Source organism: Vibrio sp. Isolate32 (assembly GCF_022397955.1).
Lineage (GTDB): Bacteria > Pseudomonadota > Gammaproteobacteria > Enterobacterales > Vibrionaceae > Vibrio.
Window position 1 is genome coordinate 159468 of record NZ_JAKEUQ010000003.1, and the last position, 14254, is coordinate 173721.

The 14254-nt window shown below is 44.1% G+C and carries 13 protein-coding genes; 8 read left to right on the top strand and 5 right to left on the bottom strand.

Annotation, left to right across the window (positions count from 1 at the left end; all coding sequences use genetic code 11):
* Positions 1-196 precede the first annotated feature (196 nt).
* The 8 genes from L1D11_RS03355 to cobB all read left to right on the top strand — a co-directional run bounded on the left by L1D11_RS03355 (position 197) and on the right by cobB (position 8807).
* Positions 197-1864: a 4Fe-4S dicluster domain-containing protein gene (locus L1D11_RS03355; RefSeq protein WP_239833352.1), complete on the top strand. Its 1668-nt coding sequence runs from the start codon at positions 197-199 to the stop codon at positions 1862-1864.
* A gap of 9 nt (positions 1865-1873) precedes the next feature.
* Positions 1874-2512: a molecular chaperone TorD family protein gene (locus tag L1D11_RS03360; protein ID WP_239833353.1), complete on the top strand. Its 639-nt coding sequence runs from the start codon at positions 1874-1876 to the stop codon at positions 2510-2512.
* 77 nt (positions 2513-2589) lie between these two features.
* Positions 2590-2790 carry a twin-arginine translocation signal domain-containing protein gene (locus L1D11_RS03365; RefSeq protein WP_008217926.1) on the top strand — a complete coding sequence of 67 codons (201 nt, stop codon included), beginning with the start codon at positions 2590-2592 and terminating at the stop codon, positions 2788-2790.
* A gap of 10 nt (positions 2791-2800) precedes the next feature.
* Complete coding sequence (locus L1D11_RS03370) at positions 2801-5656, top strand: formate dehydrogenase subunit alpha (RefSeq protein ID WP_239833354.1); 2856 nt, start codon at positions 2801-2803, stop codon at positions 5654-5656.
* 11 nt (positions 5657-5667) lie between these two features.
* Positions 5668-6276, top strand: coding sequence for a formate dehydrogenase FDH3 subunit beta (fdh3B, locus tag L1D11_RS03375; RefSeq protein ID WP_061017924.1), 609 nt, complete (start codon positions 5668-5670; stop codon positions 6274-6276).
* Between the two features lie 13 nt (positions 6277-6289).
* Complete coding sequence (locus L1D11_RS03380) at positions 6290-7363, top strand: formate dehydrogenase subunit gamma (protein ID WP_239833355.1); 1074 nt, start codon at positions 6290-6292, stop codon at positions 7361-7363.
* Positions 7347-7763 carry a hypothetical protein gene (locus tag L1D11_RS03385; RefSeq protein ID WP_239833356.1) on the top strand — a complete coding sequence of 139 codons (417 nt, stop codon included), beginning with the start codon at positions 7347-7349 and terminating at the stop codon, positions 7761-7763. The genes L1D11_RS03380 and L1D11_RS03385 overlap by 17 nt, the downstream gene beginning before the upstream one ends.
* 309 nt (positions 7764-8072) lie before the next feature.
* On the top strand, positions 8073-8807 hold the full coding sequence (gene cobB, locus L1D11_RS03390) for a Sir2 family NAD+-dependent deacetylase (RefSeq protein ID WP_239833357.1): 735 nt from the start codon (positions 8073-8075) through the stop codon (positions 8805-8807).
* A gap of 95 nt (positions 8808-8902) precedes the next feature.
* On the opposite strand, the gene L1D11_RS03395 is transcribed toward cobB, so the two are convergent.
* From L1D11_RS03395 to potA, 5 genes are all read right to left on the bottom strand, one after another.
* On the bottom strand, positions 8903-9940 hold the full coding sequence (locus tag L1D11_RS03395; RefSeq protein ID WP_008217941.1) for an extracellular solute-binding protein: 1038 nt from the start codon (positions 9938-9940) through the stop codon (positions 8903-8905).
* Positions 9941-10120: 180 nt separating this feature from the next.
* Positions 10121-11155 (bottom strand): extracellular solute-binding protein, encoded by a 1035-nt coding sequence (locus tag L1D11_RS03400; RefSeq protein WP_061033410.1) that lies wholly within the window; start codon positions 11153-11155, stop codon positions 10121-10123.
* 147 nt (positions 11156-11302) lie between these two features.
* The gene (gene potC / locus L1D11_RS03405; RefSeq protein ID WP_008217945.1) at positions 11303-12073 is read right to left on the bottom strand and encodes a spermidine/putrescine ABC transporter permease PotC; all 771 of its coding nucleotides are present in this window, start codon (positions 12071-12073) and stop codon (positions 11303-11305) included.
* Positions 12073-12930, bottom strand: a complete 858-nt coding sequence (potB, locus tag L1D11_RS03410) for a spermidine/putrescine ABC transporter permease PotB (protein ID WP_239833358.1) — start codon at positions 12928-12930, stop codon at positions 12073-12075. The genes potC and potB overlap by 1 nt, the downstream gene beginning before the upstream one ends.
* On the bottom strand, positions 12914-14029 hold the full coding sequence (gene potA, locus L1D11_RS03415) for a spermidine/putrescine ABC transporter ATP-binding protein PotA (protein WP_239833359.1): 1116 nt from the start codon (positions 14027-14029) through the stop codon (positions 12914-12916). Before potA ends, potB begins: the two co-directional genes overlap by 17 nt.
* Positions 14030-14254 lie beyond the last annotated feature (225 nt).

The window sequence follows — 14254 nt, forward strand, 5'->3', positions numbered from 1 at the left end:
TTAACTATTAAATTGGCGTGGAATTTGCATAAAATAGTCCACTATCGACTTTTTTGTAGATAACTCGCGTAAGCTTGACGAGTGAATGAATAGTTAACGAGACCATAAGTTGTTAACTGATTACTCAGCAAGTTCTCCAACGTTAACTACAATGAAGATTGAACAGATTATCCATATCCAAAAATGGAACTGAGCAATGCTTAAACAATTATTAGAACAAGCAACTTCAAATAACGCAAAGGCGAGGCTGTATGCGTTTGAGAATACCGTTGAGTTAACAAACCTAATTCCACCGACAGTAAGTTATGAAAGTGGTGGTAATACGCTAATTATTGGTCCAACTGCGATCATTGAAAGTGCTGCAGCTCAATTGCCTCATTTAACAAGCCTGACACTACTTTCAACAGACGGTGCGAAAGCGACCAACACTGAGTCAGCGCTTTACTACGCAAATGCTGTTCAGGTTTCTGGATTCCTTGGTACGTTCGAAGTTCTGATCGAAAACAAAGGCCTAACCAATAACCTTGCAAAAGTGGCAATCAATCATGACTGTTTTGATGTGGTTTTGGATTTATGTCTGAATAGCTGCATGACAGAAGAAGTGCCTGTTCCAGGTTATTACCCGGTAGGGCGTGGCTATCCAAAACTGGCTGAAGCGTTAGAAGAAATTCCTACGTTAATGGGCACGTTTGATAAGCCTAAGTTCTTCCGTTTGGACACTGACCTATGTGCACACAGTTCTCGTGGTGTTAAAGGTTGTGAGCGTTGTGTTGACGCTTGTCCTGCTGGCGCACTTTCAAGTGAAGGCTCTGATAAGACGGGTCACAAGATTGAGATCAACCCTTACCTATGCCAAGGCGTGGGCACTTGTGCAACGAGCTGTCCGACAGAAGCTATCTCTTACGCATTGCCTAATCCTGATGATACTCAAAAATTCATTGAACGTACGCTAGCTAACTACGAGCAAGCGGGCGGTTTGGATCCGATCGTACTTATCTGTAGCTCACGTCATGAAACTTACAACGTGATGGCACTTAAAGCGCTACCAGACAACGTGATTCCTATTGTTGTCGAAGAGCTGCCATCTATTGGTATCGATACTTGGTTTGCAGCATTAGTTAATGGCGCGACTCAAGTTCTGTTTGCAGCATCTCGCTTTATGCCAGAAACGATCATTCGTGTTCTGAATAACGAAGTAGGGATCGCTCAAGAGTTACTAGACCAAATCGGTATTCCGAAAGAAACGATCGATATTCTGTACTTAGAATCTCTACGTGAAGGTCCTCCAACACTTTGTGTGGATTCATTCGACCTTGCGCTTGGCGATCTTCAAGGCAACAAGCGTCAGCGTCTATTCACAGCACTTGATGCGATGTCTTCAGCTCGTATTCCTGTTGAAAATATTGTTGAGCTTCCGTCAAACGCACCTTACGGCAATGTTTCGTGTGATAGCAAAGATTGTACGTTATGTATGAGTTGTGTGGCTGTATGTCCGACACGTGCACTTCATACCGACGGAGCTTCTCCATCACTTAAGTTTGTAGAACAAGACTGTATTCAATGTGGTCTGTGTGAAAAGGCATGTCCTGAAAATGTTCTGACTCTTACGCCTCGTATGAACTGGGTGAAAGAGGAGCGTCAGAAAGCGGTTGTGATTCATGAAGAGAAAGCAGCGGAATGTGTACGTTGCCATAAACCATTCGCACCTCAGTCTATGATTGACATGCTACAGAACAAGTTACGCGGTCACTCTCACTTTTCAGACGAAGCAGCGATTAATCGTATTGCAATGTGTGAAGACTGCCGTGTGGTGGATATGTTTGATTCAATGGCTCAAGACCCATTGAAACAATTGAAATACTAGGAGTTAGCCTTGGAAACGAATTTGGGTCAGGCACAAGAACAGACACTAAGAACTGAGATCTATTTGGTTCTGTCTGCACTGTTTCGTAGCGCACCTTCTGAAGAGGTGATCGACTTTCTAAAAACGCTAGATATTGAAGCGTCTGAAAGCTCGATGCAGAAAGCTTGGATTGCCATTCAACAAGCAGCAACAGAATCAAACCGAGAAGCACTAGAAGATGAATATCAAGACCTGTTCATCGGCATTGGTCGCGGAGAGGTCGTTCCATTTGGTTCTTGGCATCGCACTGGCGCCATGATGGAAAAACCATTGGCTGACATTCGTCATGATTTAGATCTTTTAGGCATTGAGCGTGATGATCAAGTGAAAGAGCCAGAAGATCACGTCGCGGCGCTTTGTGAAGTGATGGCGATGCTAACGGCTGAGGAAGAAGCACTGCAACAAACGGTATTCAATAAGCACCTTGGTCCTTGGTTTAACTCTTTCACGCGTCAGCTTGAAGAGGCAGAAAGTGCAAACTTCTACAAATCGGCCGCTCAGTTATGTGAAGCCTTCTTAACGTTAGAACAAGTGCGTTTTAGCGTGAATACAAAAAGCAGTAAGCACAAATTAAAGATTGATGTGAAAAACGTCACTGATTACGAGTAATCGAGCAGTACGCGATTATATCGATAGAGGGGCATTAAGCCTCCAAAAAAGATCTACCGTAAGGTAAGGAAGCAATGATGAAAGATAATAAAGATATAAATACAAGCCGTAGGGATCTACTCAAAGGCTTGACGACTGCAGCCGTTGCTGGAGCCGTTGTCGCTGGTACAACTAAAGTGGCAACCGCTTCAGAAACAGTTGAAATTTCGAAAGAAGACGTGAAGAAGACTGGCTATCGTGAAACGCAACATATTCGCGATTACTACGACACACTTTAGGAGATAACAGATGAAACTTGTCAAACGCTCCGATAGTGTGAGCAAAGAAACCAATCAGCTAGGTGTGTCTCGACGTGCCTTCATGAAAAATACTTCATTAGCTGCTGGTGGTGCAGTCGTAGGCGCAAGTCTATTTGCACCAGGCATGATGAAGAAAGCACAGGCTAAATCAGTCGATCCAGAAGCGAAAACAGAAGTAAAGCGTACTATCTGTTCTCACTGTTCTGTGGGCTGTGGCATCTACGCTGAAGTTCAAAATGGTGTTTGGACAGGTCAAGAACCTGCATTCGATCACCCATTCAACGCTGGTGGACACTGTGCGAAAGGTGCAGCACTTCGTGAGCACGGCCACGGTGAACGTCGTCTTAAGTACCCAATGAAATTGGAAGGCGGTAAGTGGAAGAAGCTTTCTTGGGAACAAGCGATTGAAGAGATCGGTAACAAAGCGCTAGAACTTCGTAAAGAGTCTGGCCCTGATTCAGTTTACTTCCTAGGTAGTGCGAAACACAGTAATGAACAAGCTTACGCATTCCGTAAGATGGCGTCGCTTTGGGGAACGAACAACGTCGACCACCAAGCGCGTATTTGTCACTCAACCACAGTAGCCGGTGTTGCGAACACTTGGGGTTACGGTGCAATGACAAACTCGTTCAACGACATGCACAACTGTAAATCGATGCTGTTCATTGGTTCAAACCCTGCAGAAGCTCACCCAGTAGCGATGCAGCACATCTTGATCGCGAAAGAGAAGAACAACTGTAAGATCGTTGTTGCGGATCCTCGTCGCACGCGTACTGCTGCGAAATCAGATCACTACGTTTCTCTTCGTCCTGGTTCTGACGTTGCGTTTATCTGGGGTGTGTTATGGCACGTTTTTGCAAACCAATGGGAAGACAAAGAGTTCATTAAACAACGCGTATTCGGCATGGACGAGATCCGTGAAGAAGTGGCGAAATGGAACCCAGCAGAAGTTGAACGCGTAACCGGTGTTAGTGAAAAAGATGTATACCACACAGCGAAACTACTTTCTGAAAACCGTCCGGGTTGTATCGTTTGGTGTATGGGTGGTACTCAGCACACGACTGGTAACAACAACACACGTGCTTACTGTGTACTTGAGCTTGCGCTAGGTAACATCGGTAAATCAGGCGGCGGTGCAAACATCTTCCGTGGTCACGATAACGTACAGGGCGCAACTGACCTTGGCGTACTTTCTGACACACTTCCAGGTTACTACGGCTTGTCTGAAGGTTCTTGGCGTCACTGGTCAAAAGTTTGGGATATCGACTTTGATTGGGTGAAAGGCCGTTTCGATGACAATGCATACGGTGGTCAAAAACCAATGAACAGTGCAGGTATTCCTGTATCTCGTTGGGTAGATGGCGTACTTGAAGACAAAGACAAGATTCGTCAGCGCGAAAATATCCGTGCCATGTTCTACTGGGGTCACGCGGTGAACTCTCAGACTCGTGGTCCAGAGATGAAAAAAGCGATGCAGAAACTGGATATGATGGTTATTGTTGACCCATACCCAACGGTTGCAGCGGTAATGAACGATCGTACCGATGGCGTTTACCTGCTACCAGCAACGACTCAATTTGAAACCTACGGCAGTGTAACGGCGTCAAACCGCTCTCTACAATGGCGTGACAAAGTCGTTGAGCCTCTATTCGAATCTAAACCTGACCACGAAATCATGTACTTGCTTTCTAAGAAGCTTGGTTTTTCTGAGCAGCTGTTCAAAAACATTCGAGTTGAGAACAACCAACCTCTTATTGAAGACATCACACGTGAATTCAACAAAGGTATGTGGACGATCGGCTACACAGGCCAAAGCCCTGAGCGCTTGAAAGAACACCAACAGAACTGGCACACGTTCCACAAAACGTCTCTAGAAGCAGAAGGCGGTCCAGCAAATGGTGAGACTTACGGTCTGCCTTGGCCATGTTGGGGCACTCCAGAGATGAAACACCCCGGCACGCACATCCTTTACGATACGTCTAAGACGGTTGCTGATGGTGGTGGTAACTTCCGTACTCGTTTCGGTGTTGAGTTTGAAGGTCAAAGCCTACTTGCTGAAGACAGCTACTCGAAAGGCAGTGCGATCAAAGACGGTTACCCAGAATTTAGTGACAAACTACTTAAACAACTGGGTTGGTGGGATGACCTAACTACAGAAGAGAAAGCGTCTGCTGAAGGCAAAAACTGGAAGACTGACGTTTCAGGTGGTATCCAACGTGTGGCAATTAAACACGGTTGTATCCCATTTGGTAATGCGAAAGCACGTGCGATTGTTTGGACATTCCCAGACCGTGTACCACTGCACCGTGAGCCGCTTTACACGCCACGTCGCGACCTAGTTGCTGATTATCCAACGTGGGACGACAAAGAAGCTATCTTCCGTGTTCCTACGCTTTACAAGTCGATTCAAGAGCAAGACAAATCTGGTGAATATCCGTTAGTTCTAACTTCTGGCCGTCTGGTTGAATACGAAGGTGGTGGTGAAGAAACCCGTTCTAACCCTTGGCTAGCTGAGCTACAACAAGAAATGTATGTTGAAGTGAACCCGAAAGACGCGAACGACATTGGCTTTAAAGATGGCGATGACGTTTGGGTTGAAGGTGCGGAGAAAGGCCGAATTAAGGTGAAAGCGATGGTAACACGTAGTGTGAAACCGGGTTTAGCGTTCTTGCCATTCCATTTCGGTGGGAAGTTTGAAGGCGAAGATTTGCGTTCTAAGTACCCAGAAGGCACTGATCCTTACGTTATTGGTGAAGCTGCTAACACAGCAACCACTTATGGTTACGACCCTGTCACGTTGATGCAGGAAACGAAAGTAACCCTTTGTAATATTCGTAAAGCGTAAGGAGTCTTAAAATGGCTAGAATGAAATTTCTTTGTGACACCAAGCGTTGTATCGAATGTAACGGTTGTGTCACTGCATGTAAGAATGAAAATGATGATGCTCTGGAATGGGGAATTCAACGTCGTCGCGTTGTCACATTGAACGATGGCGAACCGGGTGAAAACTCTATCTCAGTTGCGTGTATGCACTGTACTGATGCGCCATGTATGGCTGTTTGTCCTGCAGACTGTTTTGAACATACAGAAGACGGTATCGTCCTTCACAACAAAGATCTGTGTATCGGTTGTGGTTACTGTTTGTTTGCTTGTCCATTTGGCGCCCCTCAATTCCCTAAACAGGAAGCGTTTGGTGAGCGCGGTAAGATGGACAAATGTACCTTCTGTGCTGGCGGTCCTGAAACAGAACCAGGTTCTGTTGAAGAGCGTCAAAAGTACGGTGCGAACCGTATTGCCGAAGGCAAACTGCCAATGTGTGCTTCTTTGTGTTCAACTAAAGCACTGCTAGCGGGTGACGCAGAGAAAGTTTCTGATGTTTTCCGTCAACGTGTTGTTGAACGTGGTGCGAAAGGTGCTGGTTGGACAAACGGCAATGACTTGTCTTATGACGCAACTAAGAGCTAAGTAGGAGAGGCATATGCTTACACTGTTTAAGCGTCTCTTCCTTGTTGTGCTGCCAATGGTGGCAGCACTAACAATGCTTTCTCCTATGAGTCATGCATCTGAGACGAACTCATCACAAACTCAAGCAAACTCAGCTGAAAGAGAAGTGGTTCAACTTGCTGGTGCGGATTACTGGCGACAAGTTAGAGATGGACAATCAGGTTACACCACATCTCAGTCTCCTGAGCATGGCGTACTCATCAGTACTCCAGGTCAAACTTGGTACATCTTAAAAGAGAAGTGGATGTCACCAGCTGGTGCCGTTGCTATCTTTGGCAGTATTGCTTTTGTCACTCTGATGTACGTAGTGATTGGTCCATTGATGCTCAGTGCGCCAAGAACAGGTCGCAAGATCAAACGGTGGTCTCGACTGGATCGTGCATTACACTGGAGCATGGCGTTTACCTTTCTGACCCTAGCGTTCAGTGGTTTGATGTTGGTTTATGGTAAACACTTCTTGAAACCTTATATACCAACGGATCTATGGGGCTTCATTGTTCTACTAGCTAAGCAATACCACAACTACATAGGCCCAATTTTCTATGTGTTGTTGATGGCTGTTCTTATCAAATGGTGGCGCAAGTCTATCTTTAAGAAAGTGGATATCCAGTGGTTCTTGAAACTAGGCGGTATGGTAGGGAAGCATAAAGGCTCTCACCCATCTGCAGAGTTCTCGAATGCCGGTGAAAAAGCGCTGTTCTGGCTACTTATCGTAATGGGTAGTGTCGCTGCAATCAGTGGTTTGGTATTGGATTTCCCAATCTTTGGTCAAACTCGCCGTGATATGGAACTTTCAAACTTAGTTCATATGTTGGCAGCTCTGATCCTAATCTGTGGCTTTGTGTTTCACATCTACATCGGCTTGTTTGGTATGGAAGGTGCACTAAAAGGCATGATAACAGGCGAAGTTGATGAGACTTGGGCGAAAGAGCACCATGACCTTTGGTATAACGAAGTGATGGAACAAGAAAAGAACGGCGTGCAGCAAGACGCTAACGTAACAACAGAGGCAAACGAAGGGGTGAATAAGAATGAACAAACCTCATAAAGGCATTTGGGTTGCTTATATTCTAAGCTGTTTCACACCATTTACTTGTCTTATCTCTGGTGTGATCGCGATTATTTACGCAGGTTATCGTTTAGATAAAGGTGAAGATGGCGAAGTCGTTGATACGCATTACTATGGCTTAATCCGCTCGTTCTTCTTGAACCTAACCTTCTTTGTGGTTCTTATCGTGACGGTAGCGACCTCAAACGGCGTGTTAATCGGTGTGAACGATTACTGGTATCAAAACCATATTATCGATGACATCGCTTACTACATTCCATATGTAGGTATGTTATTCGGTGGTGTTGCGATTGTGGTTTGGTTTATCCGTATGTATCAAGGCATGCAGCGTTTAAGTCAAAATCTGCCGCAAAACCTGTCTACAGGACCAAACCTGTAACGTCAGTGCGTTAGCTATAGCTTAAAAGAAAAGCCCAGTGATTATTTCGCTGGGCTTTTTGTTTTTAAGTCTCTTGTCTAGAAATATAGCTGTCAGCGGATCTCTACCCTAAGTGTCTGCGGCCGCTTTTTGCGTTTATTGAAATCAGTCGGAGAGTTTTATTGAAAAGTTAAGTAAACGACTAGCGAGTTATGTCACAAATAGCCAATGAATTCAGTTGGCTAAGACTATGGTCTAATCCCCAAAACTATTGTTGGAATTTGAACAGTGCTAAGCTGTTACAAAGTGACATATTGAAAAGGACGTTATATGCATTTCCCATATCGTAATATCGTAATTCTTACTGGTGCCGGCATTTCTGCTGAGTCGGGGATACAAACATTCCGAGCACAAGACGGGCTATGGGAAAACCATAAAATCGAAGATGTCGCCACCCCAGAAGGGTTTGCAAAAGATCCCGACTTGGTTCAAGCATTCTATAACAAGCGTCGTCATGGCTTAAAAGGTGAGAGCATTCAACCAAATTCAGCCCATAAGGCGCTAGGTGAGCTTGAAGACAAACTTGATGGCAAAGTTACAATCATAACTCAGAATATCGACAACCTGCACGAGAGAGGCGGTAGCAACAACATTATTCACATGCACGGTGAACTGTTAAAAGCACGTTGCAGCGAATCTAACCAAGTTATCGAGCATAAAGGTGACATCGAAACTGGTGAACTTTGTCACTGCTGTCAAATTCCCGCGCAAATGCGTCCACACATTGTTTGGTTTGGTGAGATGCCATTGAGAATGGGCGACATCTATTCCGCACTGGAAGAAGCCGACCTATTTATCTCAATCGGTACATCAGGCGTAGTTTATCCAGCTGCTGGGTTTGTGCATGATGCAAAAATGCATGGCGCACATACGATCGAAATCAACCTTGAGCCAAGTGCAGTAGAGAGCGAGTTTGAAGAGAAACGTTACGGCAAAGCGAGTATCGTGGTGCCTAAACTGGTTGGCGAGTTATTATGTACAGAGAAAGGTTCTTTAACGGCCTAAGCCTTGTCTTTGATAAAGCACGTCAGTTTCTGAATCTGAAAAAAATAAAGCGGCTTACGCCGCTTTATTTACTTAACTGATTAACTAACAATAACTTAGTTGTTCACTTTAAGTTTTTGGAAGTACTCGTCATAAATGACACTCGCTTCACCAACTTCATCTTGCCATACACCGTTATCCATCACTGATTGTGGTGGGAAAACGTTCTTGTCTTCAGCAAATTCTTTTGGAAGAAGAGGGTAAGCGGTTTTTACTGGGGTCGGGTAGCCGATCTCTAGAGCAATTTTTGCTGCGTTCTCTGGGCGAAGAAGGAAATCGATCATCTTATGAGCTGCTTCGATGTTCTTAGCACCAGACGGAATCGCTAGGCTGTCCATCCAGAAGATAGCACCTTTCTCTGGCCAGATAATATCAATCGTTGCGCCTTCTTGGCGTGCCATGTAAGCAGAGCCATTCCAAAGCATACCAAGTGACACTTCACCCGCTAGGTAAGGGTTAGCAGGGAAATCTGAGTTAAATACCAATACGTTTGGCATTAGCTTACGAAGTTCTTCGTACGCTTCTTTGATTTCTTCAGGGTTAGTCGTGTTTGGAGAGTAACCCAGTTTAGATAAAGCAATATGGAAAACCTCACGAGAGTCATCCATCATCATCAGTTGACCTTCCCACTGTGTATCCCACAGATCGCCCCAGTTTTTCACTGAAGACTTGTCTAGCATATCTGAGTTGATACCAATGCCCGTTGCACCCCAGATGTAAGGGATCGAGTAGTTGTTGCTTGGGTCAAATGGCTTATCTAAGTAATTTGGATCCAAATCAGCAAAGTGGCTTAGCTTAGTTTTATCAAGCTCTTGAAGCATGCCTTCTTTACGCATCTTAGAAACGAAGTAAGTAGAAGGAACCACTAAGTCATAACCCGTACCTTGAGTTTTTAACTTAGCGTACATGCTTTCGTTTGACTCGTAAGTAGAGTAATAAACCTTAATGCCCGTCTCTTTTGTGAAGTCTTCTAATACTTCATTTGGAATATATTCAGACCAGTTGTAAAAATACAGTTCTTGGTCAGCTGCGAAAGAGGGTGTAGAAAGTAAAGTAGCAGCACACAATGCGCCGGTATACAGTGTTTTTTTCATTACTGTTCCGTTCATTTGTTTGATTTGAAGTTGGGTAGTGAGCCCAAAGTAAAAGGATTCCTAAAAATCGCGATATATTATAGCAGCGATATAATAAAATAGGCAGCCTAAGCTGCCTATTCATTGATATTGTTGTTTTTAACCAATTAACTGTCGAGTAAGACTCGTCAAATAAGCCAGTTATTGACCCGCTTTAAGCTTCATGAAGTAATCTTCGTACTTCACGGTCTTATCGCCGACTGCAGCTTGCCATTCAACACGATCAAGGTCTTCTTGAGACGGGAACAGAGCAGGGCTGTCTTTGAACTTCTCGTTAGACGCTTTCACTGCGGTTAGGTAACCAGTATCACGAGAGATTTGCTCAGCGATTTCAGGGCGAAGTAGGAAGTCGATCATCTTGTGAGCCGCTTCTACGTTTGTTGCACCAGAGCTGATTGCGAAGTTATCAACCCAACCGATACCGCCTTCTTTAGGGAATACCAGTTTAATTGGTAGACCTTCGTTTTGAGCCGCTGCTGCAGAGCCGTTCCAAAGCATACCAAGGCCAACTTCACCAGACATGTATGGTGCGCCAGGGTTGTCTGAGTTAAATACTAGAACATTCGGCATTAGCTTTTGTAGCTCAGCGTAAGCTTCGTCGATCTCTTTCTCGTTAGTTGTGTTACCTGAGTAACCTAACTTGCGTAGTGCAATGTGGAAAACTTCGCGAGTATCGTCCATCATCATCAGCTGACCTTCAAGCTCAGGCTTCCATAAGTCAGCCCAGCTTTGAAAATCTTCTGGATCGTACATGTCTGTGTTAACAGCCAAACCAGTAATAGCAACTACGTGTGGAATAGAGTAGTCGTTATTTGGGTCGTAAGGCTTATCTAGGTAGTTTGTATCTAGATTCTTAAAGTTGTTCAGCTTGGTTTTGTCGATCTTTTGAAGCATACCCTCATCACGCATCTTAGATACGAAGTAAGTCGACGGCACAACTAGGTCATAGCCTTTGTTGTGTGTTTTTAGCTTTGCGTACAGGGTTTCGTTCGACTCGTAAGTCGAGTAGATAACCTTGATACCAGTCTCATCAGTGAACTGTTCTAGAATCTCACTGTTGATGTAAGGTCCCCAGTTCATGAATACCAATTCTTTGTTATCTTTCGCAAAAGACGGTGCAGATAACATTGAAAGCGCACATGCACTACCAGCTAATAGAGTAGCCCATTTTTTCATTGACGTTAGCTCCAAACTAAACGTTGCCCGAAGGCAGTAGATAGAAAAACAGAATGGCAATTTACCATTCTGTTTATGATTAACACTTTGTAGAACATGAAGTTTGTTAACTTCTTATCAAGTTAGTCTCTGTATAGAGTAGGAGACTTACTTAATTTTCTCTCTCGCTAATAACTGAGAAATAATCACCAGTACTAGCGACACCACTAACATCACTGTTGCTAGGGCGTTTACCTCTGGAGAGATACCCACTTTAACCATAGAGTAAATCTTCAGTGGCAAGATTTCATACGTTGGACCGGTTACGAAAGAACTGATAATCACATCGTCCAGAGACAGTGTGAAGCTCAATAACCAACCCGCAGCAACCGCAGGCTTAGCAAGAGGCAGGATGATCTGTTTTAGAATCGTCCATTCACTTGCACCTAAGTCTTTTGCTGCTTCAAGCATTTTCACGTCGAAGCCATTCAAGCGACTGTAAACCGTTACAACAACAAACGGCAAACAGAACGTAATATGCGCAGCAAGCAGGGTAAAGAAGCCTAGTTGCACACCCATTACTAAGAACAGAGCCAGTAACGAGATTGCCATTACGATATCTGGTGACATCATTACGATGAACAACATGCCATTGACTACGCCTTTACCTTTGAACTGGTAACGGAATAGGGCTACGGCTGTCAGGCTGCCGACAATCGTAGCAGCTGTTGCTGAAAACACCGCTACGTTAATCGAGTGCCACGCAGCCTGCATTAGGCTGTCGTTGTTAATAAGTGCGTCATACCACTTGGTGGTGAAGCCACCCCATTTCATACCAAACTTGTTGGCATTAAATGAGTTCGCAATCAATACGATAATAGGTAGGTATAGAAAAGCGTATACCAACGCCATAAAGCTGAACTTAACTGTGCGACCCATTAGTCTAGCTCCACCTTCTTATTCAATAGCTTGCCTGCTCGGTAGTAGGCATAAAGCATAATTGCCATCGCAACCGTCAGCGCAATACTCGTAGCCGCGCCAAACGGCCAATCTCGGGCGTTGAGTACTTGGCTCTTAATCACGTTACCAATCAGCAAGTTCTTAGCGCCGCCTAATAGGTCAGAGATGTAGAACATGCCTAACGCTGGAAGAAGTACTAATAAACAACCACCGATAATGCCAGGCATCGTTAGCGGAAGTACAACTTTCAACAAGGTTTGAAGCTTGTTTGCGCCTAAGTCTTTTGCTGCTTCTAGGTACGTGTCATCCAGTTTTTCAATCGCTGAATACAGCGGCAGAATCATAAACGGAAGCAGGATGTACACTAAGCCGATCATTACTGAGGTTTCTGTGTACATGATACGTAACGGTTTATCGATAATATCTAGCGCTAACAGGCTTTTGTTCAAGACACCTTGAGTACCCAATACAATCTTCAAACCGTAAGTACGAATCAAAGAGTTCGTCCAAAATGGCACAATCACTAAGAACAACATGATAGGGCGCCATTTCACCGGCATTTTTGCCACGATGTAGGCAAACGGGTAGCCAATAATTAAACACAATAGCGTCGCGATAATCGCCATATAGAAAGAGTGCATCAATACTTTAAAATACAGCGGGTCAGCCAAACGCACGTAATTATCGAGAGTGAAGGTCATCTCGATCAAGTTCGCTTCATCACGAGTTAAGAAACTAGTACCTATGATCATAATGTTTGGAATCATCACGAACAACACTAGCCAACCTGTGATCAAAGCAACAATTGCGTTTTGTAAATTAAACTTCTTGCTCATCTTCTAATACCACTTCCCAGCTTTCAACCCAAGTTACTGCAACTTTTTGGCCCAGTGAGTGATCAACATCAGGGTCATCTTCGTTGAAGAATTCGCTAACCATGACACGCATACCAGATTCAAGTTCTACGACTGAATCTAACGTCATGCCTTTGTAGGTTCGCTCGACAATGTAGCCAACAATACCGCGTTGTTCAGACTCTTTGATTTCTTCGATACGAAGATCTTCAGGGCGAAGCAATACTTGCAGTTTTTGACCCGGTGTTACGTCTTTATCGTGATAGATAATGGACTCTTCACCTTCGATTGTCGCAACAATGCGTTTTTCATCTTGACGAGATTTCGCTGTCGCTTCGAATACGTTAATTTCACCAATGAAACGCGCTACAAATAGGTTCTTAGGCTCTTCGTAGATCTCTCTTGGTGTTCCATCTTGTTCAATCACACCATCACGCATAACAATAATACGGTCAGACATAGACAGCGCTTCTTCTTGGTCATGCGTAACAAAAATGAACGTGATACCAAGTTGGCGTTGTAATTGTTTCAGCTCAATTTGCATCTGTTTACGCAGTTTGTAATCCAGAGCAGATAGAGATTCATCCAACAAAAGAACTTTAGGCTTATTAACGACAGCACGAGCGATTGCAATACGTTGCTGTTGACCACCAGATAGCTGGTGTGGCTTTCGTTGTGCCATTTGTTCTAGGCGCACCATTTTCAAAGCATCCATTACGCGAAATTCAATCTCGCTGTTTGGAACTTTCTGCATGCGTAAGCCAAATGCCACATTATCGAAAACGGTCATATGTGGGAATAGGGCATAGCTTTGGAATACAGTGTTTACATGCCTTTGTTCAGCAGGAACTTGGGTTACGTTTTGTTCAGCTAATAGTATTTGACCACTATCTGCCGTTTCAAAACCCGCAATCATTCTTAGTACGGTTGTTTTACCACAACCTGATGGGCCTAAAATCGTGAGAAACTCACCATGATTTACGTTTAGATCAAGATTGCCGATGACTTGCTTACCATCGAAGCCTTTACTAATACCAGTTAGTTGTACTACCGGTTTTCCTACTGATTTTTTAGCGTTCAACGTCTGTTTTTCTCCACCTTGGTTCTATTTGAGAACCTGTTGCTATACACCTTTGAGGCGCGCATCATAATCACCAAAAACGTGAAATCAAAGTATTTTTTACCATTCGAAGATAAAAAATTTCTCAGGTAAAAGTAAACATCCTTTACCATACTGTTATTTACTGGGTTTACGCCCCAATAGCTGTCTAATTATTAATCATTAAGACGCAAAAGCAAGCCTTGT